The 23,029-nt window shown below is 41.2% G+C and carries 19 protein-coding genes; 11 read left to right on the forward strand and 8 right to left on the reverse strand.

The genetic code is table 11. The features are described from left to right. Positions 1–203 precede the first annotated feature (203 nt). From I6F45_RS15610 to I6F45_RS15635, 6 genes are all read right to left on the reverse strand, one after another. Entirely contained in the window at positions 204–413 is a 210-nt protein-coding gene (locus tag I6F45_RS15610; RefSeq protein ID WP_010554515.1) for a cold-shock protein, read from the reverse strand. 186 nt (positions 414–599) lie between these two features. Continuing rightward, complete coding sequence (locus I6F45_RS15615) at positions 600–809, reverse strand: cold-shock protein (RefSeq protein WP_006792548.1); 210 nt, start codon at positions 807–809, stop codon at positions 600–602. A 425-nt stretch (positions 810–1,234) separates the two neighbouring features. Next, complete coding sequence (locus I6F45_RS15620) at positions 1,235–2,239, reverse strand: YeiH family protein (protein ID WP_197161074.1); 1,005 nt, start codon at positions 2,237–2,239, stop codon at positions 1,235–1,237. Next, the gene (locus I6F45_RS15625) at positions 2,239–3,234 is read right to left on the reverse strand and encodes a TauD/TfdA family dioxygenase (RefSeq protein WP_197161075.1); all 996 of its coding nucleotides are present in this window, start codon (positions 3,232–3,234) and stop codon (positions 2,239–2,241) included. Before I6F45_RS15625 ends, I6F45_RS15620 begins: the two co-directional genes overlap by 1 nt. A 9-nt stretch (positions 3,235–3,243) precedes the next feature. Then, the gene (locus I6F45_RS15630) at positions 3,244–4,206 is read right to left on the reverse strand and encodes an aldo/keto reductase (RefSeq protein ID WP_197161076.1); all 963 of its coding nucleotides are present in this window, start codon (positions 4,204–4,206) and stop codon (positions 3,244–3,246) included. Positions 4,207–4,421: 215 nt separating this feature from the next. Continuing rightward, a complete protein-coding gene (locus tag I6F45_RS15635; protein ID WP_165726269.1) occupies positions 4,422–5,171 on the reverse strand; it encodes a GntR family transcriptional regulator in 750 nt (249 codons plus the stop codon). Between the two features lie 181 nt (positions 5,172–5,352). Between I6F45_RS15635 and I6F45_RS15640 the strand changes: the two genes are divergently transcribed. From I6F45_RS15640 to I6F45_RS15690, 11 genes are all read left to right on the forward strand, one after another. Continuing rightward, the gene (locus tag I6F45_RS15640) at positions 5,353–6,120 is read left to right on the forward strand and encodes a sulfite exporter TauE/SafE family protein (RefSeq protein WP_331458729.1); all 768 of its coding nucleotides are present in this window, start codon (positions 5,353–5,355) and stop codon (positions 6,118–6,120) included. Positions 6,121–6,227: 107 nt separating this feature from the next. Beyond that, the gene (locus tag I6F45_RS15645; RefSeq protein ID WP_165740728.1) at positions 6,228–8,288 is read left to right on the forward strand and encodes a glycoside hydrolase family 31 protein; all 2,061 of its coding nucleotides are present in this window, start codon (positions 6,228–6,230) and stop codon (positions 8,286–8,288) included. A 113-nt stretch (positions 8,289–8,401) separates the two neighbouring features. Further along, positions 8,402–10,141 (forward strand): solute:sodium symporter family transporter, encoded by a 1,740-nt coding sequence (locus I6F45_RS15650; protein WP_197161077.1) that lies wholly within the window; start codon positions 8,402–8,404, stop codon positions 10,139–10,141. 207 nt (positions 10,142–10,348) lie between these two features. Continuing rightward, entirely contained in the window at positions 10,349–12,784 is a 2,436-nt protein-coding gene (locus I6F45_RS15655; RefSeq protein ID WP_197119537.1) for a TonB-dependent receptor, read from the forward strand. 184 nt (positions 12,785–12,968) lie between these two features. Beyond that, positions 12,969–13,331, forward strand: coding sequence for a hypothetical protein (locus tag I6F45_RS15660; protein WP_165729361.1), 363 nt, complete (start codon positions 12,969–12,971; stop codon positions 13,329–13,331). A 209-nt stretch (positions 13,332–13,540) separates the two neighbouring features. Further along, positions 13,541–15,130, forward strand: coding sequence for an alkaline phosphatase (locus tag I6F45_RS15665; RefSeq protein WP_197119538.1), 1,590 nt, complete (start codon positions 13,541–13,543; stop codon positions 15,128–15,130). An 11-nt stretch (positions 15,131–15,141) separates the two neighbouring features. Next, the gene (locus tag I6F45_RS15670; protein WP_197141779.1) at positions 15,142–16,932 is read left to right on the forward strand and encodes an alkaline phosphatase; all 1,791 of its coding nucleotides are present in this window, start codon (positions 15,142–15,144) and stop codon (positions 16,930–16,932) included. A 139-nt stretch (positions 16,933–17,071) separates the two neighbouring features. Further along, positions 17,072–17,785: a hypothetical protein gene (locus tag I6F45_RS15675; RefSeq protein ID WP_197161078.1), complete on the forward strand. Its 714-nt coding sequence runs from the start codon at positions 17,072–17,074 to the stop codon at positions 17,783–17,785. A 295-nt stretch (positions 17,786–18,080) separates the two neighbouring features. Continuing rightward, a complete protein-coding gene (locus tag I6F45_RS15680; protein ID WP_197161079.1) occupies positions 18,081–18,785 on the forward strand; it encodes a dual OB domain-containing protein in 705 nt (234 codons plus the stop codon). After that, on the forward strand, positions 18,778–19,230 hold the full coding sequence (locus I6F45_RS15685; RefSeq protein WP_231609683.1) for a DUF488 domain-containing protein: 453 nt from the start codon (positions 18,778–18,780) through the stop codon (positions 19,228–19,230). The genes I6F45_RS15680 and I6F45_RS15685 overlap by 8 nt, the downstream gene beginning before the upstream one ends. Next, entirely contained in the window at positions 19,230–19,829 is a 600-nt protein-coding gene (locus tag I6F45_RS15690) for a DUF4326 domain-containing protein (protein ID WP_197161080.1), read from the forward strand. Before I6F45_RS15685 ends, I6F45_RS15690 begins: the two co-directional genes overlap by 1 nt. Positions 19,830–19,957: 128 nt before the next feature. On the opposite strand, the gene I6F45_RS15695 is transcribed toward I6F45_RS15690, so the two are convergent. Continuing rightward, complete coding sequence (locus I6F45_RS15695; RefSeq protein WP_197112636.1) at positions 19,958–21,847, reverse strand: monovalent cation:proton antiporter-2 (CPA2) family protein; 1,890 nt, start codon at positions 21,845–21,847, stop codon at positions 19,958–19,960. 121 nt (positions 21,848–21,968) lie between these two features. Further along, positions 21,969–22,862 carry a hypothetical protein gene (locus tag I6F45_RS15700; RefSeq protein ID WP_197161081.1) on the reverse strand — a complete coding sequence of 298 codons (894 nt, stop codon included), beginning with the start codon at positions 22,860–22,862 and terminating at the stop codon, positions 21,969–21,971. Positions 22,863–23,029 lie beyond the last annotated feature (167 nt).

Below are 23,029 nucleotides of genomic sequence, written 5' to 3' on the forward strand. Positions count from 1 at the left end.
TAGTTGTAGTAGACATAATATGTATCCTAAAAAATTAATATAAGTGTGCCTGAAAAGAGGCGATTGAGCCGGAAAAAATAGTTAACTTGAGGATATCGCGTAGGATTATTACTAAAACAACTCGGTACTAACAAATAAAACAAAACTTCTTTCAAACTAGTATTCAAAATGGGTTATCTCTAACCCACTAAATTGTTTAGCAATTAGATGCTAACAATGTTCTCGGCTTGTGGGCCTTTTTGACCTTGAGTAACAGTAAACTGTACACGTTGGCCTTCAGCTAAAGTTTTGAAACCGTCGCCAGAGATTGCGCTAAAATGTGCGAAAACATCAGCGCCAGATTCTTGCTCGATAAAACCAAAACCTTTTGCTTCGTTAAACCATTTTACTGAACCAGTAGTTGTAGTAGACATAATATGTATCCTAAAAAATTAATATAAGTGTGCCTGAAAAGAGGCGATTGAGCCGGAAAAAATAGTTAACTTGAGGATATCGCGTAGGATTATTACTAAAACAACGGGGTACTAACAAATAAAACAAAACTTCTTTCAAACTAGTATTCAAAATGGGTTATTGCTAACCCATTTTAACGAAAGCAATTAGATGCTAACGATGTTTTCAGCTTGTGGACCTTTTTGACCTTGAGTAACAGTAAACTGTACACGTTGGCCTTCAGCTAGAGTTTTGAAACCGTCGCCAGAGATTGCGCTGAAATGTGCGAAAACATCAGGACCAGATTCTTGCTCGATAAAACCAAAACCTTTTGCTTCGTTGAAAAATTTAACTGTACCAGTTGTAGTATTAGACATAATAGTATCCTAAGAATTAATAAAAGTGCGCCTTAAATTAGGCAATTTAACAGGAAGAAAACATACATTTAACTGAGGATAACGCGAAGGATTATTACTAAAACAACGTGGTACTTACAAATAAATAGGGTTTTCTGTCAACCCGATGGCAAGCAGGATAACAGTAAATTAAGTTATATACCAAGCCCTATTGTAAATTTATTTTAGAGTAAGTGCTTTATTTGTTTGTTTGTTTTTTAACTAACTAGTTATGATTGAGATGATTTTTTTAACTTATAAATTAAAGTTAAGTTTATTTTAATCAAAGCTTTATGCTTATTTTTGTACACAGTTTTAGAGTAGGTAAAATACAGGTTTTAACTGGTTAAAACATGACCTAATTACCTACTAAATTTTTTGATATATATCTTAAATAACGTGATTCATTAGCTCCAAATTACAAATCCAAGTATTAATAATGCAATCCAAAGTGTTTCAGCCACAATTAAAATAATAGGTTTTATGCCTACTTCGGTTAGTTTTCCTAAATTAGTTTTCATACCAATGGCTGAAATAGCCGCAATTAAAAAGAACTGCGAAAGTTCGTTAGCGGTTTCAAGCACTATTATAGGAAGAGAAAAGCAGCTATTTATTATCATGAGTATGACAAAGCCAATTAAAAACCCAGGTACTTTAGGTAATTCTCCGTGTTTTTCTTTATTTGAGCGATTAATAACAACCATCATAATAAGTACAACGGGTAGCAGCATAGCAACACGTACAAGTTTAGTTAGGGTTGCTATATCGCCAGTCTCAGGCGATACCGAATAACCAGCACCGACTACCTGCGCTACGTCGTGTATTGTGCCGCCTAAAAATACGCCTGCATTATGGGCGTCAAACTCAAGGTAATTAACCACAATAGGGTAGAGGATCATAGCAAGGGTCGACATGGCTGTTACGCCAATAACCGTAAGCAAAGTATCGCGCTCTTTATGTTCGCTGTTTGGCATAATAGAGGAGATAGCTAGAGCAGCAGACGCTCCACAAATAGCAACTGAGCCGCCTGTAAGTGCACCAAAGCGTTTTTGTAGGCCAAATGCGCGCGCAAGTACTACGCCTAAAATAATAGTAGTAAATATAGCGCCCGCTAACATAAGTGCGGTTTGCCAACCCAGTGTTACTAAATCTCCCAGTGCTATGCGTGTGCCTAGCAGCACTATACCTACGCGCAAAACCGTGGTGCCGGTAAAGTCGATACCTTTGGCGCAAGGGCTATCGCTTTGATACAAAAATGAGACTGCCATACCCAGTAACAAAGCAAACAGCATGGCTGGCGCGTTGTAATGCTCACTTAAAAATAAAGCGGCAAGGCCAGTCATTGCAGCAATGCTGGCACCTTGCCATAAAGGTGATATTTTACAGCTTAATTTACTACTTAAGCGCTGCATTACGCTTTAGCTGCGGTAAGTGCTACTAACACTTGGCGTTTACGTTCGCCTGTAAAAGGGCGGCGACCATGCATAGCCATTTCGTTATCAACTAAGGCTACATCGCCATCTTGCCATGCAAGATCAAAGGTAAATACTTTTGAAAGCTCAACAATTTTATCAAGGCCTGTTTTAGGAATGGCACTGCCATCGCCAAAGGTAATAGCAACCGATGGGTTTTCGCGTACGCCTTTCCAGCCCATGTAAGCGGCAATCAGTTGGTTATAAAAAACCTGAACATTGTTTTCAAGGGTTACTACTGCAGGTAAAACCGGAGTAACGGCTTTTAGTGAGCCGTCTTCAAGCCATTCCCACTCGTAACCCAGTTCGGTTAATTTGTTATGTGCTTCGTCTTTGGTTTCAACGCTTAGTGTACTTTTCCAGCTTCGGCCTTGGCCTGATGTTGCGTCGTCAGCGGCTGGCATATAGGTGGTGTACTTTAGACCTTTGTGTTCAAAGTCATGGGCAAGTTTGCTGTCGTACTCTTTTAACGCGCTAAATAACTTATCTGATCGGCAAAGAGGTGTTGCACCACCTTCTTCTGCGGCCGATTTACAAAAAAAGAATAACTTACTTGGCGAAATAGGCGTTTGCGCCATTTCGTGGTGTAAGTATATTTCTACATCTTTTGGTGCTTCGTTAGCTGTAAATACACGCTCGGTAAAGTTAATGCGCACCGCGTTTGAAAGCGACTCTTTATAAGTAAAATTGTCGTAGTCAAACCCTGCTGAAAACGTATCAAAGGTTTCGGCGCTATTTACAGGAAAGCCACGAAACAACACAGCTCCTGAGCTGCGAAGTTTTTTAGCCAGTTCGCTTTTATTGGCGCAAATGAAAGCTACCGCTTCTTCAACGGTGCTGGCGTTATTGTTATTAACCACAATGCACGGAAAAACCGAATCATCGAATGTTAATTGAGTTGGCACTGAGGCGTAGTTAATTTCGGTAGCTGACATTGTATGTTCCTAATCGTAAATTGGGTGAAAACGGTTAAAGGCAGCTTCACAAAAGTACCCAGGGTCGTTAAATCGGCGATTACTGTTAAGCGCAGAAATTTGCGTCATTTCTTGCTCTGTTAATTCAAAATCAAACAGTGCGAGATTTTCTTTCATGCGTTCAAGTTTTGAGGTTTTAGGAATAATGGCAGTGCCACGTTGCACGCCCCAGCGAAGTACGACTTGTGCTGGCGTTTTGCCATGATTTTGTGCAGCCGCTTTAACAACGTTTTGCTCAAGAACCGATTCAGTTTTATCTGCCATTTCAAGCTCAAGGTATGAAAGCGCACCCAGTGGCGAAAACGCAGTAACCGGAATATCGTACTGCTTAGCTAATCTTACTAATCGCTCTTGCGTTAAATAAGGGTGCGATTCAATTTGCAGCATGGCAGGCTTAATGTTTGCGTAGGTCATTAAATCGTGAAGCAGTGCGCTTGAGTAATTACATACACCAATGCGTTTTGCTTTGTTGTTGTGTACTTGCTCTTCCATTGCTTGCCACGTTAAATAAAGTGGTACTTTTGCCAACTCCATTTGTGGGTTTTGTGCGTCTGGGTTAACAAACCATTCTGGTGGATAGCGGGTTTCTATTGGCACAAATGTTTGCGCAATCGGAAAATGAATTAGGTATAAGTCTAAGTAATCTAACTTTAAGTCACTTAGTGTTTTATCAATTGCGAGGCCAACATGCTCTGGTGCATGAAAGGTATTCCACAGTTTTGATGTTATCCATAATTCTTCGCGGGTACATAAGCCATCGTTTATTGCTTGGGCTATGCCATCGCCTACTTGTTCTTCGTTACCGTAGTCTGATGCGCAATCAAGATGGCGGTAACCTGCCTTAATGGCTTCGTATACCGTTTGTGCACAATCTTCTTGCGCTACTTTCCATAAACCGAACCCTACTGGAGGGATATTATTTAATGAACTCATTGGGAATTCCTGTTAAAAATGCATAATGACTTAGGTCTTGTATAAGACATAAGTTATTATACGAATCAAACAGTGTCAATACTGTGTTAACAGCAAAGTAGTAAATGGTTCAGTTAAAAAACCTGCAGGCAGCAAAAAGGCAGCGTTTGCTGCCTTTAAAAAATATTTAATTATTATGCGCTAAAGTGGGTTGTTAGCACTAAAGAGGCTCTTAATCAGTCGAGCTCAATTTGATAGTGGTAATGATCGCTACGGCATTTGCTTTGGCGGTATTCAATACGCTTACCTTCGATTGATTCGGTAATGCGTGATACCAGCAGCAGTGGGTCGCCAGCTTTAATAGCAAGCATTTTGGCATCATCAACTGTAGCAAGTACGGCTTTAATACTGTCTTGGGTTTTGTGTACAGTTTGGTTAAATTTGGTCTGGTAGTAATGGTACAATGTATGCGGAATATCACTACTTTGATGTATATCAGGAAAGTAGCTTTGCGGTAGGTATATAGTTTCGCTCATGCAAAATTCGTTATCAAGAATACGCCTACGAACAAGCTTAGTGACTTTGTCTTTTTTATTAAGTTGCAACGCTTCTATTACTTCAACTGGCGCTGCACAAAGCTCAACCGATAGCAGTTCAGCCTTTGGTAAATCGGCACCTTTACCGTCGGCTTGTAACGGAAAAAATCTAAATAAGGCATCTTGCGCAGTATGTTGCGATACAAACGTACCAACGCCTTGGCGACGAGTCACTATTTTATTGTCGGTTAATAAGTTTAGTGCTTTACGAACCGTACCTTGGCTTACGTTAAATTCTTCAGCAAGGCGAAATTCGCTTGGTAGTGCTTCGCCAGGTACCCAGCGTCTTTCAACAATGAGCTGTTTAATATAATCAGCCACTTGTAAGTAAAGCGGTTGAAAAGCCAAGCTTGGGCCACTTAATTTGTGATCAAACATAGAGTTACTCATTATTATTTACCATTAAATTTAATCCACCTGTAGTTATATCATAGGTGAAACCTTTTACGCATATTTGCGCTAGCTCAATTAAACGTGAACTACTGCTGTAATGTTTTTATAGGCGCAAAATATACATTATGCCTAAAAACAAATCGTTACACTACAATAGCTCACCCTTAGGAAATTAAAAGTGCTCAGTATTTCTTTCGAACTCATTTTGCTTATGGCGCTGTGCCTAAGCCTTGCCACTATTATGCAAACTCTCAGCGGGTTTGGCTTTGGGTTACTAGTGGTTGCAAGCTTTACATTGCTTGATGTATTGCCGCTTACAGCAACTACATTTTTAGTGAGCTTATTAGGTTTGGTTAACTCCACAACTGTGGTGGTTAAAAACCGCAGCTCGGTAAAAGTACCCGAGCTAAAACTTATGTTGTATACCGGTATTCCGTTAATGCTGGTAGGTTTTGTGCTGCTTGAGTTTATGTCGTCGCATTTAACGCACTACTTAAACTTTATTTTAGGCGTAAGTATTTTATTGTGCTGCGCTTTAATGCTGATTGGCCGCGATCGTGCTAATAAGCAAAGCCGTCCTCGTTCGTTTTTAATAGCCGGTGGGGTGAGTGGGTTACTTGGAGGGTTGTTTTCAACCTCAGGGCCACCGCTTGTGTTTCAGTGTTATAAGCAAAGTTGGTCTATTGAAGCTATTCGCAGTACGTTATTAGCGGTATTTACTATTGGCGGGCTAGTACGTGTAGGTATCGCTTTATTTGGTACTTTGCCAGAGCTCGATATTATGTTTTTAATTGCAGCGGCTATTCCTTTAGTGTTGCTAGTTACGCACTTTGCTCGTAAATTAACGCCCTACGTAGACGCTAAATGGATACGCATTATAGCTATTACGCTGCTAGGGCTGAGCGGCGTATCGCTGGTGGCTACATCGGCGCCGGGTATATTTTAAAAATCACGATGTAAATAATTCATCTTAGGGTTATTTACATTGACATGGGGATTACAATTATTTAACTTGTGTCTTATACAAGACTAATAATTGGTTAAGGAACTCCCATGAATGCATTTGAATTACGTGAGCCAGACTGGAACGCAATAGAGCCAGCACGCTTAACCGCACCGCCAAAGTTACAAGGTAATGTGCTGGTTTTGCCCACTCAGTTTGGTGATATTAGCGTAACGATAAGCCAGTTTGGTTTACGTTTAAATGCAGGCACCACACATGACGAGCAGTTTAAAATATTAACCACAACCCTATCAGAATATCCCCTTACACTTAGCAAAAACAATAATGATTACAGTGTAAGCGGTGGCGAATACCGCCTAGAATTTTACAGCGACCCTTTTCATTTCAAACTTTATAAAAACGATGAGCTAGTACAGCAATCAGCAACTGATGGCCACTTTGTACGCCAACACCGTTTACCGCCACTGGCTAAAACAGATAACGGCTGGATTTTAAGCCTTGAGCTTAACTACGATGAGGCAGTGTATGGTCTTGGCGAAAAGTGGGGCAAGCTTGATAAACGCGGCCAACTTATTCGTTCATACAACCACGATGCGCTGGGCGTTAACGCCGAAAAGTCTTATAAAAATACCCCGTATGCATGGAGCCCAGAAGGCTGGAATTTATTTGTACATACACCCGCGCCTGTTACCCATGGCGTAGGTTATGCATTGTGGTCGCAACGCGCTTATGTATGTTTAGTTGAAGATGACGCGCTAGATGTCTTTTTATATCAAGAACAAACACCAGCTCAAAGTATTAACCGCTATTGTGAACTAACAGGTTTTGCACCGGTGCCACCGCAGTGGAGCTTTGGTGTTATTTTATCAAAAGCGTATTACAAAGATGCCGACGAACTACTTAGTGTTGCCCGCGAAGTACGTACTAAAAAAATGCCGTGCGACGTAATTACCCTTGATGGCCGAGCATGGCAAGACACCGACACTCGCTTTGCCTTTGAATGGGACCCAACACGCTACGCCGACCCAAAACCAGTGCTTGATGAACTTAAAGCCATGGACTTTAAAATTTGTGTGTGGGAATACCCGATGATCTCGGTAAATAACCCATTGTTTGCTAAAGCGGCCGAAAACGGCTGGCTTATAAAAGACAAACGCACAGGCAAAGCGTATCAATACGAGTGGGATTTAAGTCCATTTGGCGAAGTACTTACGCCGCTGCCAGAGTCGGGTATTTTAGATTTTACGCACCCTGATGCTTACGAATACTGGCTCGAATCGCACAAGCCATTGTTTGAGCTTGGCGTAGATATGATAAAAGCAGATTTTGGCGAGCAGCTAGAAGACGAAAATATGGTATCGCACAGTGGCGACAGCGGTATAAGATTACACAACGTTTATAGCATGTTGTACAACCGCTGCGTTTATGAAGCCGCCGAAAAATACTGTAAAACAGGGCCATTTTTATTTAGCCGCTCAGCATGGACGGGCAGCCAACGCTTCCCTGCACAGTGGGGCGGTGACCCACAAGCCGATTGGCAAGGTTTAGCGGCGAGTATTCGTGGCAGCTTAGCGTGGGGTATGTCGGGCGGACCGTTTTTTGCAACCGATATTGGCGGTTTTTACAAAGACACTCGCGACGCAGAGCTTTACGTGCGCTGGGCGCAAGCCTCAGTATTTAGCGCACACATGCGCTTGCATGGTATTGGCCCTCGCGAACCGTGGTCTTATACTGAGCAAGCAAGTGACGCGGTATTTGCAGCACTTAAACTACGCTACCAACTTATTCCTTATTTAGAACAAAGTGCAGAGCAAGCGCAGCAAACCGGTTTGCCGATTCAGCGTGCAATGGCACTGACATTTCCTGATGATGTGCTAGCACATAGCTTTGATCAGCAATTTATGTGCGGTGAAAAATTACTGGTTGTGCCATGTGTAGTACCAAAAGGTAAAGTGAAATTTTATTTACCACAAGGCAGCTGGATTCGCTTTCCTGATAAACAAGCTTACGAAGGTGGTAAGTACTACGAGCACACACTCGCACTTGAAGAAATGGCAGTATTTATGCGCGAAGGCGACAGCCTAATGCTTGGCCCAGAGGTTCAACACACAGAACAAGACATGAGCCAATTAACGCCATGGCCTAAATAAAACTCGGCTTAATAAAAAACACACAACACACACACAACACACATACAACACACACAATAATAAAGATATTAGCTTACTTTTTACCGAGTAAAGTAAGCTAAAAGGGGCGCAAGATGGAAGGTATGAACATTACCATGACACTGCTATCGTGCTTGGCGTTTATGGCGCTGGTGGGATATATCTCGTACCAAAAAACCAAAGGGGAAGTTAATACCCAAGACGGCTATTTTTTAGCGGGTCGTGGGTTAACGGGTACGTTTATAGCAGGGTCGATGATCCTCACTAACTTATCGGCAGAGCAACTTATTGGTCTTAATGGCTCAGCCTATGGTTACAACCTAAGCTCAATGGCGTGGGAAGTAACCGCAGGGATCTCAACAATCATTATGGCGTTGATCTTTTTGCCGCGTTATTTAGCGGGTGCGTTTTCTACCTTACCTGAATTTTTACGGGATCGTTTTGACGATACCGTACGGCGCATGACGGTGATCTTATTTATGGTAGGGTATTGTTTTATAACGATCCCCTCAGTTTTATACTCAGGATCAATAGCCGTACTTAGGCTGTTTGATGTACCCACCTTATTAAATATGAGTTACGAAGCAAGCCTGATTGTCACCATTATTACAGTGGGCTCAGTTGGCGCAATATACGCTGTTTTTGGCGGTTTAAAGGCGGTTGCGGTGTCGGATACTATTAACGGTGTTGGGCTACTTATTATTGGTATTTTAGTGCCAACACTGGGTTTAATTGCATTGGGTGACGGGAGTTTTTCAGAAGGATTAAGCACCCTTGTAAACACCGATACAGAAAAGCTCAACGCTATTGGCAGCAGCGACGATCCTGTGCCATTTGGCACTATTTTTACAGGTATGATCTTAGCTAATTTGTTTTATTGGGGCACCAATCAGTACGTGATCCAGCGTACATTGGGCGCTAAAAACTTAGTAGAAGGCCAAAAGGGCGTGTTGTTTTCAGGGTACTTTAAAGTGTTAGTGCCGTTTATGATGATGATCCCAGGCGTTATTGCTTACCATCTTTATAAACACGAAAGCCTGCCCACTATCGATTTAGCTTATCCACATTTAGTAAAAGAAGTACTTCCACAGTATTTGTCTGGGTTCTTTTTAGCGGTGCTACTAGGTGCCGTATTTAGCTCGTTTAACTCACTGTTAAATAGTGCAGCAACCTTATTTTGTTTAGACGTTTACAAACCAATGAAAAAAGACAAAGTAACAGACAGCCAACTTATAAAAGTGGCTAAAATTACCAGTATTATTATTGCCGTATTATCGTTTATAACCGCGCCATTATTGATGTTTGCACCTGAAGGCTTATGGCACATAATTCGTGTATTTACAGGTTTTTACAACATTCCGGTCATCACAATTGTATTGGTAGGTTTGTTTACTCGAAAAGTGCCTGCACTGGGCGCTAAAGTCGCGATTATATTCCATATTATTGCCTACACCTTGCTTAAATTTGTATGGGATGTAGACATTAACTTTATTCATATTTACGCCATTTTGTTCATAATTGAATTGGCAATAATGCTGGGTATTGGTTACTACAAACCACTTAAAACACCATGGCAATTTACACGCAAAGCCGAGGTAGACCTTAATCCTTGGAAGTACGCATTGCCTTGCGCCATCGTATTAGTAGGCCTAATTGTTAGCTTATATATATTGTTTTCTCCGCTCGGATTAGTGGGTGGAACCAGTGTGTACTTTGTACCAAGTTTAGTTGCTGTTTGGTCTACTGTTTTAGTGCTTAGCTGGTGGAGTGTACGTCGTTGGCAGGTTCGTTACGAAAATAGCTTAGCGCGTATTGGGGCTAAAAACGCCGCATAACGTGCGGCTATATTCTATACACCAAACTTAAATCACATTTAATTCACATAATGTTTGCATTAGTAAGATAGTTTGTTTAAATTTAAAGCTCTTATATAAGATATAAGAGCTTTAAGGAAAGTATCACACACACTGACACCGCTTTTTAGCAACTCACACAATTGCTAGCGCGGTACCACACAGCACACGCACAATATGGAGAATGACATGAGAGCTAAAAAGTCCGTCTTAAGCTTGGCAGTCACGTTAGCAATGACAACCGGTTTAGCGCTTAGCGCGCAGGTACATGCACAGCAAGAGCAAACCGAACAAGAACAACAAAAAACAGAAACAGCTAAAAACGATACATTTGAAAAAATAGTCGTTACTTCACAAAAAAGAACGCAAAGTTTAAACGAAGTACCTGTTGCGGTATCGGTACTTAATAGCGATCAAATTAATTCAGCTTTTGCTAATAACATGGAAGGCTTACAGTCACTTGTTCCTTCGGTTAGCTTTAGAAAAGGCACCACAACACGTAACTCAGCGCTAACAGTGCGCGGTATTGGTACTATTTCATTTAGTATTGCTGCCGAGCCAAGTGTGGCAACTGTTGTTGATGGCGTGGTACTTGGCCGCTCGGGTCAAGCCTTTGCCGATTTATACGACGTAGACCGCATTGAAGTATTACGCGGGCCACAAGGTACGTTATTTGGCAAAAACGCCTCAGCAGGTGTGGTAAATATTACCACTAAAGATCCGTCGTACGACACAACCGGCAGCGTAGAAACCTCGTTTTATCAAGATAACGAATACCGTTTTAAAGGTGTTATAAGCGGCGGTTTAACCGACGATTTAGCCGCTAGCTTAACGGTATTTAAAGGCAAGTTTGACGGTTACATTGATAACGTTTACAACAACGAAAAAGTAAACGGTTATGACCGCGAAGGTGCACGTGCTGTATTTAAATACGAGCCAGAGGACGACTTAAGCGTAAAATTTATAGCTGAATTTTATAACGCAGACGACGATTGTTGCGCCGACTTAGAAGCCCTGCCAAGTGGTCGTAATCCTGATTCAAAAGCAGCGCCAAACAGTAATGGTATTGTTGATGGCGTAGCCGATATTGACCTAGACCAACGCAAAGTAGACCATGATTACGAGTCGCGCACAATTGACGAACATAGCGCGTTTTCGGTGCAAGTTGATAAAACAATTGGCGACTATACGTACACGTCAATTACAGCGCAGCGCTCATGGGATAATACCGAATACCGCGAAGGCGACTTTACCTCTATTGCTGGCGACAGCAGCGAGCCAGTATTTGGCGCGCCGTTTCAACTACATGATATTGGTGCACAGCAATGGGATCAGTTTTCGCAAGAGTTTAGAGTTACATCAAACCTAGCAGGGCCATTTAACTATGTTGCTGGTTTATTTTACTGGAACATGGATTCACAACGTAACTTTACTCGTGATGCAAGTTGTCAAAACAATGGTGGCCAGCTTGATAGCGCAATGGCTTTTTACGCGCAAAATAACTTATCGGGCGCAGAGCTTGATGCCGCACTTGCTGATTTAGAAGGTTACACACAAGGGCTAGGCGTTAGCTGTAACGCAAACGATATTGTATCGGCCACTGCTTTTATGAGCACAGAATTTAACAACTGGGCAGCCTTTGCCGACGGTACTTACGATTTATCTGAAGATTTACGCGTATTATTTGGTATTCGTTACACCGACGATGAAGTGTCTTACACGCATCGCCGTGTAAGCAATGATGTATATGGCCGCACCGGTGTAGGCGTACGCCCAGCAACACTAAATACCGATGACGAAGGCAAAGCAGAAGAAACCAACGTATCGGGTCGTTTAGGTATGCAATACGATTTAGGCGATGGCCAAATGGTATACGGTACCTACTCGCAAGGTTACAAAGGGCCTGGTTTTAATATTTATTACAACTTTAATCCAGACACCGACAGCCGCGAAATATCGCCAGAAGAGTCTGATGCTTACGAAATTGGCTACAAATACGCAAGCCGCGAGTTTGTGTTTAACATGGCACTTTTCAGAACAGAAATTGAAGGTTTTCAAGCTAACAACTTTGACTGTTCAGACGGCACCTGTATTACCCGCTTAACAAACGCGGGCGATGTAAGCACACAAGGTGTTGAAGTTGACTTTATGTGGGCTGCAACAGAGTCACTAACGCTTACCGGTGGTGTCGCTTATATTAAAGCCGAAATTGACGAGTTTAATTGTCCGGCAGAAGTAGCTGCAGGTTCGTGTACTGACCGCTCTGGCTTAGATGTTCCATTTTCGCCAGATTTAAAATACTCACTAACAGCTGACTACTTTATTGAAACTGAGCATGGCTTTAACGTACACATAAATAGCTCATACATTTACACCGACGAGCAATACTCAGACTTGCCAGATAACGTAGGCGAGTTTAACCCAGCGTCGTTACTGCCAGATTACGGCATTTTAAACGCAAGTGTTGGCTTATCGTTTAAAGATGATGCGTTTAGAGTATCGCTTATTGCTAAAAACTTAACCGACGAAAGCTACGCAACTACCTACAGTGGCGATAACTTCCGTTACCAAATACCGCGTGATGCAGAGCGCTACTTTGGCGTATCGTTTAAGGCGCGTTTTTAATATTTAAATAATTACATTTAATAATTTCCCTGAAAATAAGCGCAACGTTTTACACGTTGCGCTTTTTTAATCAAAACAATCCTTTTGTATGCTTTTTAGGTTTTTTTTGTAAATTAATTGTACAGGTGGGCGTTGTTGTTCTATCTTTTTTGTACCTATTTAGGTTCAATTATTAAGGATAAAAATGAAAACTATATTAATTACTACAGGTATTATTTTGGCATCTATTTTTTCTGCACAAGCGAGTGCAGACCAAATGGAATGTTACGTAGATACTCAAGCATATGACCAATTTACTCCTAATCATTGTTTTGCTGTGATTTATGGTAAAAGAACAGCTACAGCAGTATTCAGAGTGGTAGGTAATGGCTCTGACATTGATAGTGTTGTTTGGTCAAATGCTGCGTCGTCTTGTGGCGTATCGGGTACATCATGCTCATTCTCGATAAAATCATTTAAAAGTAATAAAGCAGAAGCAACGGTATTATATACAGATGGTACTTGGAGCAAAGTTTCTGCAACGGCTTCGTTTGAAGATGGTCGTTAATAAAAATAATAACGTTTATTGAATGAATAAGCGCAACGTTTAACACGTTGCGCTTTTTTATTTTTGTGACTTATTTTTGTAATAGTTTAGTCATTTTACTTTCATCAAAATTACCTTTATCAGTCACATCTGTTTTCTATAGTGCAGCGGTTGATCTTTTTTGTGTTTACACATTTCAAAAAATAACCACTAAACAATGGGAATTACGGATGAAAATTAAAAAAGTCGCTGCGGCAATCGCGCTAACGTTAACGTTTAGCGCAGTGAGCCATGCTGATGTACTACCGCAAAGCCAAAAAGACAGCAGCTGGTATAGCGCTGCGCAAACTAAACTAACAACAAAAACAGCACAAGCGCAGGCTACACAAGCCACTAAAGCTAAAAACGTCATTTTATTTGTGGGCGATGGTATGGGTATTTCTACACTTACCGCCGCGCGCATTTTACAAGGGCAGCGTAATAACCAATCTGGCGAAGAAGGTTATTTAAGCTTTGAAGAGTTCCCATACTCTGCACAAGTTAAAACGTATAACGTAGATGCTCAAACTCCTGATTCAGCAGGCACGATGACGGCTATTATTTCGGGTGTAAAAACCGATGTGGGCGTTATTGGTGTAGACGAAGATATTGAACGCGGCGTGTGTTCAACAGTGGCAGGTAACGAGCTAATTACCGCGACTGAATTGGCTGAAATTAAAGGGCTATCTACCGGTATTATTTCTACAGCACGTATTACTCATGCAACCCCTGCTGCCACATATGCTAAATCGGCTGACCGTAACTGGGAAGACGTATCAGATATGCCAGAAGATGCAGTAACGGGTGGCTGTGAAGACATTGCATCGCAACTGGTTAACTTTGAAAAAAACCTAGAAGCACGATTTGTAGGGACCGACGTAGACGGCCTTGATTTTGTAATGGGGGGCGGTCGTCGTCACTTTTTACCAAAAGACGAAACAGCTAACTCAACAGATGCAGTAAGTGCTATAGAAGGCGACCGTACTGACGAGCGCAACTTAGTAACTGAGTGGCAAACACAATACCCAGATGCTACGTACGTGATGGATCAAACAGGCTTTGATGCAATAAGCGATGACGCCACTAAAGTATTTGGTTTATTTAACGAATCCCACATGCAATACGAAGCTGACCGCGCAAACGATGTAGCGGGCGAGCCTTCACTTACCGATATGACCACTAAAGCAATTGAAGTGCTTGGTAAAAACGATAATGGATTTTTCTTAACGGTTGAGTCGGGACGAATTGACCATGCGCACCACGCAGGTAATGCATACAACGCGCTTAACGACACCATTGAGTTTGCTAAAGCCGTGCAAGCAGCGGTAGATAACACAAACCCAGAAGAAACCCTTATTTTAGTAACCGCCGATCACAGCCATGTATTTACTATTGCAGGCTACCCTAAGCGTGGTAATCCAATTTTAGGTCAAGTAGTTGCAGTAGGTGCAACAACACCAAGCTTAGCCGCCGACGATATGCCGTACACCACAGTAGGTTACGCAAATGGTTTAGGTTTTAGAAATTTAGTTGATGAAACAGATGCCGATGCTGCTTATGCAACTGGCCCAGTAGCCGGACGTGTAGAGCTTAATGGCGTTGATACAACAACACCTGGTTTTCACCAAGAAACAACCGTGCCACTCGGTTCAGAAACACATGCCGGTGAAGACATTTCACTACACGCAAAAGGCCCCGGTGCACAACTTGCCCAAGGTGTAATTGAACAAAACGTTGTATTTCATTTAATTAATCAAGCTCTTGAACTAACTCAGCAATAATGGCGGCTAACATGAACAAATTAACAGTACTTTCTTTGGCAGTAATGGTCGCGCTAGCAGGTTGCTCAAGTGACGATAACAAAAATGAAAACAATATTATCGCAGTAGATAACGCTATTGCAGTGGGCTCTGAGCAGTGTATTAATGGCGGTGTAGAGACGCAAGTAGGCGCAGATACCAATAATAACGACGTGCTAGATAGCGACGAAGTTAACTCAACTAATTTAGTGTGTAATGCACCTGCAACGTCGTTAACAAGCGAGCAGTTAGCCTCACTCACTAGCAATACTTGGTTTAGTGAAGCACAAACAAAATTAGGTGCAGCACAAACAGCAAGTAGCAACATTGTTACTGAATCAGGCAAAGCTAAAAACGTAATTTTATTTGTTGGCGATGGTATGGGTATTTCTACCATAACCGCAGCACGTATTTTAGCGGGTCAGTTAGAGGGCGAAATGGGTGAAGAACACCAGTTAAGCTTTGAAACTATGCCTTTTTCGGGCTTTGTAAAAACATACAACGTAGATGCGCAAACGCCAGATTCGGCAGGCACTATGACCGCAATGGCATCGGGCGTTAAAACCGACGCGGGCGTTATTGGTATTGATGAAGCGGTTGAGCGTGGTAATTGTGCATCAGGCAAAGGGCACGAACTTGTTACCTCGTTAGAGCTTGCTGAAATTGCAGGCAAAGCAACAGGGATTATTTCTACAGCGCGTATTACTCACGCAACACCCGCTGCAACCTATGCTAAATCGGCAGAGCGTAACTGGGAAGATATCTCCGATATGCCAGAAAGTGCGGCAACATGTGAAGACATTGCATCGCAACTGGTTAACTTTGAAGCCAACCTAGAAGCACGCTTTAGTGGTGTTGATGTAGACGGTATTGACGTAGTAATGGGTGGCGGTCGTCGTCACTTTTTACCAAAAGATGCAGCGGCAAATTCAAGCGATGCAGTAAGCGCAGTAGAAGGCGATCGTACTGATGGCCGTAACCTAGTGACTGAGTGGCAAGCAACTTACCCAAGCGGCACATACGTAATGGATCAAACTGGTTTTGATGCAATAAGCGACGATGCTACTAAAGTATTTGGCTTGTTTAACGAATCCCACATGCAATACGAAGCCGACCGCGCAAACGACGTAGCGGGCGAGCCTTCGCTTTCGCAAATGACCGAAAAAGCAATTAACGTGCTTGATAATAACGAGCAAGGTTTTTTCTTAACGGTTGAGTCGGGTCGAATTGACCACGCGCATCATGCGGGTAACGCTTATAACGCGTTAAACGACACTATTGAGCTTGCCAAAGCCGTTAAAGTGGCGATGGAAAACACCAACCCAGAAGAAACATTAATAGTTGTAACTGCCGATCACAGCCATGTATTTACCATTGCCGGTTACCCTAAACGCGGTAACCCAATTTTAGGTAAAGTGGTTGCAGTAGGTGCAACTGAGCCAAGCTTAGCTGCAGACGATATGCCTTATACAACGGTTGGTTACACCAATGGTGGTGGCTTTAGAAACCTAGGTAGCGAGACTGATGCCGATGCAGGTTACGCGTTTGCACCGGTTACAGGGCGTGTTGATTTATCTGACATTGATACAACCACACCTGGTTTTCATCAAGAAGCACTGGTACCAATGGGCTCAGAAACTCACGCCGGTGAAGACGTAGGCGTTTATGCAATGGGACCAGGTGCACACTTGGTAACAGGCACAAACGAGCAAAGCTTTTTATTCCATGTAATGGACTTTGCGGCTGATTTAGTTAAAACAGCCGACGAAAAAGTAACGCAGTAAATATCGTCTAGTTATAAATATAGTTAAATATATCTAAATAAAAAACCCCGCCTACTTTGCGGGGTTTTTGTCATTAAACTGACATTTATAATCGTTATGTTATTGCCATAAACTTGAAATATAAATAAGAGATAGCTAAATGAAAAAAGCGTTATTAATAATTGCCACGCTTGTGAGTACAAGTAGCTTTGCCTCGCAATGTGATATTGATGCTAAGCATTTAAAAGCGGATTATAAAATTACCAACAGCCATAAAGCGCAGCAAAATAGCGAGTCACTTACCCTTTGGCGAAACAATCAGCAAGTAGCGCATCAAAGTGAAGTAATAACCGAACTTTGGCAACATTTAGCTAATAAGCAAATTCGCCCTATTCGTTATTTTAATGCCCAGCAACGCGGTATTGAATATCAGCCATCTGAGGTACGCGGCGTACAAAACTGGAGTGCTAAAAGTCAGCTGGTGGATAATCATTTAATCGAAAAAATGACCCTAGTAAGCACACAAGGCAAAGGCTGTGATGAAGTAAAAAACTATACACTGAGCGAAAATGGCAACGACTTTAACCTTGCCTTTATTACGCATTCAAAATTAGTTAAAACATTTAGTATTAGTAATAAAAAAAGCCAAACAATTACATTGCTAAGCCTAAACAATATAAGCACTGATGAGCCATTAATTACCGCTCAATTTGCACAGTGGGATCGCTTTCAAACCACCGATTACGCCGACATTGGCGATAACGAAGGCGACCCATTTTTAGCTAAAATGATAAACCTTGGTTTTATTGAGCACGGCGCAACTGGCTTTTATAACCAGCAGGGCGAGGCTATTCAAGGCGGGCATCACCACTAGTTTTTAAATGTTGTAGTTCATAGTTGGTCTTAATGTTTTGAAGATTAAGCTTATACTTCAGCAGATAGGCGACTATGGGCTGCAAATAAGTATTTAAGATTAAATAACAGCTATTAAAGTAACTCCCCCCCATTTCCAAAATAACTACCCGCCGCATAATATTTATAGTTGGTAATAATTTACGCTATTTGATATTAATATAGGTTCACACAATAGGGACATTTTAAGTGTAAATGTTGTCAGGTAGAACGGTTAAGCTCCAAATTAACCCTAATATCCAGATCAAGGAATGAATATGAGAGAAGTTATTATTACAGACCTAACAAGGTTTAAGAGTGAGGAAAACGTTTGTACGGCAGCAATTGATGTAAAAACAGGTGAATGCCTACGCCCCACGCCTTATCTAAAAAGTGCAAAATGTAAAGAATTAGGAATTCATCCAGGAGCAATTTTAAAAGGTGATTTAAACTTTCTGACACACAAGAGTAGCCCCCATATCGAAGACGCTGACTATACTGAATTGTACTTTCACGGTGCTTGTAGTGGTGAAAGGTTTAAAGAGTTATTAGAAAATTCATTAAGCAACTCAGTTTCAGAGGGCTTTGGTGTTAATTTTTCTGTAGGGCAAAAGCATATACCTCATGTCCAACAAGCAGATTGTTCAATTATCACGATCAAAATAAACCCTAATCAACTTAGTATTCATGAAGATAAATTCAATCCAGGGAAGATAAAGTCCAGTTTCACGGATAATAAAGGAGATAGGTTTAACTATCTTTCAATAACTGATCGCGGTTTTCATGACTATGCTAAAAATCATTACAATGACGGTAGGCTTCATGAAGTAACAAATCTCATAAGCCAACAAAATGAGGTTTACCTTAGAGTTGGACTTAGCCGAGTACATCAAGCTCCAGATGGAAGAAATGGGTATTGGCTTCAAGTTAATGGAATATATACTTATCCAAACTTTCATGATGGAGTAAGAACATATGAGTAATGGAATTGATATTTATACCATTGGTTTTACGAAAAAAAATGCAGAAACATTTTTTGGATTTATAAAGGAAGCTAAAATTGTAACATTGCTTGATGTTCGACTGAATAATGTTTCGCAATTGGCAGGCTTTGCTAAGAAAAATGATCTTATGTATTTCTTGAAGGAACTTTGTGGAACTGAATACATTCATACACCTGAACTTGCGCCAACAAAAGATATGTTGAGTCTTTATAAAAAAGGTGAGATGCCATGGGAAAAGTATGAAGATAAGTTTCTCAATTTGATGTCTCAACGGCAGATAGAAAAAACAATCCAACCTACATTATTAGATCACGGGTGTCTATTGTGCAGTGAGCATGAGCCCCACTTATGCCATAGGCGGTTAGTTGTGGATTACTTAAACGAAAACTCAGAGTTAGACTTAAAAGTGAAGCATTTATTCTAATGGCTACAATATTAATTCTCTATCCAAAGCTCTTTAATTGTTATTCAAAATTTGCAAGGAAAGTAGAAAAGATTATATCTAGTCTTGACGAATGCACTCTTATTTATCCTCAAGATTCTAACGGCTTTGTTGAGAAGTATTGCAAAGACTCAATTAAACCATTCAAGGAAGTAATTAATTGGAATATCAATGATATCACGCATGCAATTGTCTTTGATGATGGTGAAGAATTTCCAGAAGAAGTTCTTTTAATACAAAGTAGTAGCAAACCAATGAGACTCATAAAAATAGCTATTACACGTGTTATTAATATTAAGAAAGAAACAGAGTATCAAACTGAGAAAAGCACTCCTTATTATGAGTATATAGGTCGGGGATCTTATTGGGGAAATCCATATTCGATGTTTGAAGAAGGCAACGACCGCGATGAGGTTATACGGAAATTTAAATATGATTTTGATTTTGAAAAGTTTCCGAATAAAGAAAAATCTGAGGTTTTTAAACTTAAAGGAAAGCGACTAGGTTGCTTCTGTAAACCATACGCGTGTCATGGTGATGTACTTGCAGACTTTCTAAACTCGGTGGATGACGAAGAATAAAGACTTACCAAGTAACTGAAGCGATGTTCAATATAGTTGGTGTGGTTACGATTTCTTTGGATTAACTTATTGCCTCTTAACGAGGCAATATCATCGTCTGCTAATAGTGTAAACACTATCGCGTTAAACTACTCAAGATGGGCATCATCAGGCTTTTTAGGTTTACTCGCTACTTCTGTTAAGCCGTCTTCGCAATCACCGCTGTCGCAGGTATTTAAATCGCTTTGTGCTTGTTTATCTTGTTGCAGCACTTGTTTTAAATCTTCCATACGCTGGCGCACGGCTACGCCGTAGCTGGCGTCGTCTCCCCATAATGCAGCCAGTTGCAGTACTGCAGCGCGGTCGTGGTCTCTAAACAACTTACCGGCGCGCTCTGCATCTTGCTTAGTGTTACCTAGTAACTCGAGTGCTTCTACGGCAAGGTTAATAGCTGAGTCGACGGTTTCGCGATTAAACGCATCTACTTTTAAATTAAGTAACTGATACGCATGGCGGCGGTCGATTGCGCGAGCAACTATTTTAAGCTGCGGGTAATTTTTATGCGCGAGCTTAATTATCTCAATGGTTTTATCGGGGTTATCGATTGCAATTACCAGCATTTGCGCAGTGTGCGCGCCTGCGGCTTCAAGGAGTTCTTGGCGTGCGGCATCGCCATAAAATACGGTATTGCCAAAACGGCGTAGTAATTCTATTTGGCTAGGGCTGTGATCAAGTACGGTAATTTCGTAGCCTTGCGCGTGCAGTAAACGTCCCATAATTTGGCCAAAACGTCCGTAGCCCGCAATAATTACGTGCTTAGCGGTGCTAATTTGCTCTGGCTTATCAAACTCAGGCATAGCACTGCTGCTGCGTTTTTGTATTTGCTCATAAACCATAAGTAATAACGGCGCTATTAGCATTGATACCGCCACAACTAAGGTAACAAGGCTGGTTTGCTCGGGCGTTAAAATACTTAAGGTGGTGGTTACGCTTAGCAGTACAAAGGCAAACTCACCCCCTTGGGCAAGCGCTAAGGCAAATAATAACTGCTGTTTACTGTTAATTTTAAAGGTAACGGCAAGGGCAAATAAAATGCAGGCTTTAACTACAATGAGTAAAACCACTAAGCCTATAACGGTACTAAACTCGTTAAATAGCAGTTCAAAGTTAATTGATGCGCCAACAGTTATAAAAAACAATCCTAAAAGTAAGCCTTTAAAGGGTTCTATATCGGCTTCTAATTCGTGTCTAAATTCGCTCTCGGCAAGTACAACGCCGGCTAAAAAAGTCCCCAGCGCAGGCGATAAACCAATACTTTGCATAACCAGTGCAATAGCGACCACTAAAAACAGTGCAAAAATAGTAAATATTTCACGCATGTGGGTTTGCGCTATATATCTAAATAACGGTGCCGATACATATTTACCGCCGGCAATAATAGCGGCAATAACCGCGACTGATACACATACTTGTTGCCATACAGGCCAGCTTGCAATAATCGAGTCGCTGATTTCTTTTGTGCTAGTTTGCGGGGCAAATGCAAGCAGTGGCAATAGGGCTAAAATAGGAATAATGGCGATGTCTTGAAACAGCAATACCGAAAATGCGTTTTGTCCGGCTTCTTGCTTTAGCCAGCCTTTTTCTTCAAGGCTTTGCAGTACAATAGCGGTAGAGGAGAGCGCCAGCATTAAACCAATGGCGAGTGCGGTTTGCCAATGCATGGCAAAAAACCAATAACAAAATGCAAATATAGCCGCTGCCGATAGCACAACCTGTAAGCCGCCAAGCCCTAAAATAGAGTGGCGTAATGTCCATAAACGCGAAGGTTGTAGTTCAAGGCCCACTAAAAACAGCATCATTACTACGCCAAATTCAGCGAAGTGCATTACATCGGTTTGATCGCCCACAACACCCAGCGCATAAGGGCCAATGAGTATTCCGGCAATTAAATAACCTAACACAGAGCCAAGTCCGACTCGTTTTGCAATAGGGACAGCTACAATGGCTGCTGCTAAGTAAATTAAAGCTATTTCTAACACGCGTTTATCCTAAGTCATTCTATTTATGCTCAAGGTATTTGAGCATAAATAGAATGACTTAGGTTCTTATAAAATACAATGATTCATGTTGCTGAAAATACGTTATTTTTAGCTCATACTGTTAGTCAGCTACTTTTACAGAACCGCTAATATTATCAATGCTCACATCGCCAGAACCTGATTCAGTAATAGTTAGCCCTTTTGCATAATTAACACGAATATCGCCAGACCCGTCTTCGATAGTGACGCTTGAGCCAATATGCTCAATAAGCATGTCGCCAGAATTATCATCTACATTAACAGCTCCGTTTATATGGCTTATTACTATATCACCCGAGCCATCTTCAACGTTTAGCGAACCGTTTACATTACTTACGTGCATTTCGCCTGAACCATCTTCAATAATTGCATTGCCGCTTACATTATTTATATGAATGCTGCCAGAGCCGTCGGTTAGTTCTACATTACCTGCGATGTTTTCAAGGTTTACTTCACCAGATCCATCGTCAATAGTTAGGTTTTTAGCACCGCTTATAGTTAAGTCCCCCGAGCCGTCTTTTACATTCATATTGCTTTGCATTGCACTTATAACAATGTCGCCAGAGCCATCATCAATATCTAAATTAAGATTACTTGGTACGGTAACAACTAAATCAATATGTGGTGATTGACCACTGTAAAAGCTAATACCATTACGACTTTTATTTTGAGCAACAAGCTTTGCCTGTTTACCGTCTTGCTCTAGTGTTAGCTCGTACTCATCTTCAATATCGGCTGTGTAAATAGTGGCATCAACACGAATGCTGGTGGCTGTTTGTGAGCCTTTTATTTCAAGGTTGCCTGCGCCACTTAAAACATTTAAATACTCAAGATTGTTGCTAGGCAATGTGAGCTGTTGTGTTTGTTTTACAGACGCCACGCTTGGCGATATGTGAAACACACAACCACTTAATAATAAAATACCGCTAATTAGCGAAAGTGGTTTTGTAATGCGAGAGACTGTTGATGAACTCATATTTAATCCTTTGATCTTTATTGTTTGAATTTAGTATGAGTACAATAGAGCAAAAAGGAGACCAAAAGTTAATCCTTTGTTTTATATTGGGTTTTATTTTTTATGAAAATAAAAATAATCAAAAAGTAGTTAAAAAAACCAAATTTTGATAAATAATAAAAAAGGAT

Origin of the sequence: Pseudoalteromonas sp. SWYJZ19, from assembly GCF_015864375.1 — a bacterium.
In the GTDB taxonomy this organism is placed as follows: domain Bacteria; phylum Pseudomonadota; class Gammaproteobacteria; order Enterobacterales; family Alteromonadaceae; genus Pseudoalteromonas; species Pseudoalteromonas arctica.

Bases quoted from the DNA above. Each gene is read 5' to 3' on its own strand.
- I6F45_RS15635 (WP_165726269.1), bottom strand. From the start codon at position 5,171: ATGAGTAACTCTATGTTTGATCACAAATTAAGTGGCCCAAGCTTGGCT.
- I6F45_RS15685 (WP_231609683.1), top strand. From the start codon at position 18,778: ATGAGTAATGGAATTGATATTTATACCATTGGTTTTACGAAAAAAAAT.
- I6F45_RS15660 (WP_165729361.1), top strand. From the start codon at position 12,969: ATGAAAACTATATTAATTACTACAGGTATTATTTTGGCATCTATTTTT.
- I6F45_RS15650 (WP_197161077.1), top strand. From the start codon at position 8,402: ATGGAAGGTATGAACATTACCATGACACTGCTATCGTGCTTGGCGTTT.
- I6F45_RS15680 (WP_197161079.1), top strand. From the start codon at position 18,081: ATGAGAGAAGTTATTATTACAGACCTAACAAGGTTTAAGAGTGAGGAA.
- I6F45_RS15700 (WP_197161081.1), bottom strand. From the start codon at position 22,862: ATGAGTTCATCAACAGTCTCTCGCATTACAAAACCACTTTCGCTAATT.
- I6F45_RS15610 (WP_010554515.1), bottom strand. From the start codon at position 413: ATGTCTACTACAACTACTGGTTCAGTAAAATGGTTTAACGAAGCAAAA.
- I6F45_RS15665 (WP_197119538.1), top strand. From the start codon at position 13,541: ATGAAAATTAAAAAAGTCGCTGCGGCAATCGCGCTAACGTTAACGTTT.
- I6F45_RS15675 (WP_197161078.1), top strand. From the start codon at position 17,072: ATGAAAAAAGCGTTATTAATAATTGCCACGCTTGTGAGTACAAGTAGC.
- I6F45_RS15690 (WP_197161080.1), top strand. From the start codon at position 19,230: ATGGCTACAATATTAATTCTCTATCCAAAGCTCTTTAATTGTTATTCA.
- I6F45_RS15645 (WP_165740728.1), top strand. From the start codon at position 6,228: ATGAATGCATTTGAATTACGTGAGCCAGACTGGAACGCAATAGAGCCA.
- I6F45_RS15615 (WP_006792548.1), bottom strand. From the start codon at position 809: ATGTCTAATACTACAACTGGTACAGTTAAATTTTTCAACGAAGCAAAA.
- I6F45_RS15620 (WP_197161074.1), bottom strand. From the start codon at position 2,239: ATGCAGCGCTTAAGTAGTAAATTAAGCTGTAAAATATCACCTTTATGG.
- I6F45_RS15625 (WP_197161075.1), bottom strand. From the start codon at position 3,234: ATGTCAGCTACCGAAATTAACTACGCCTCAGTGCCAACTCAATTAACA.
- I6F45_RS15630 (WP_197161076.1), bottom strand. From the start codon at position 4,206: ATGAGTTCATTAAATAATATCCCTCCAGTAGGGTTCGGTTTATGGAAA.
- I6F45_RS15655 (WP_197119537.1), top strand. From the start codon at position 10,349: ATGAGAGCTAAAAAGTCCGTCTTAAGCTTGGCAGTCACGTTAGCAATG.
- I6F45_RS15670 (WP_197141779.1), top strand. From the start codon at position 15,142: ATGAACAAATTAACAGTACTTTCTTTGGCAGTAATGGTCGCGCTAGCA.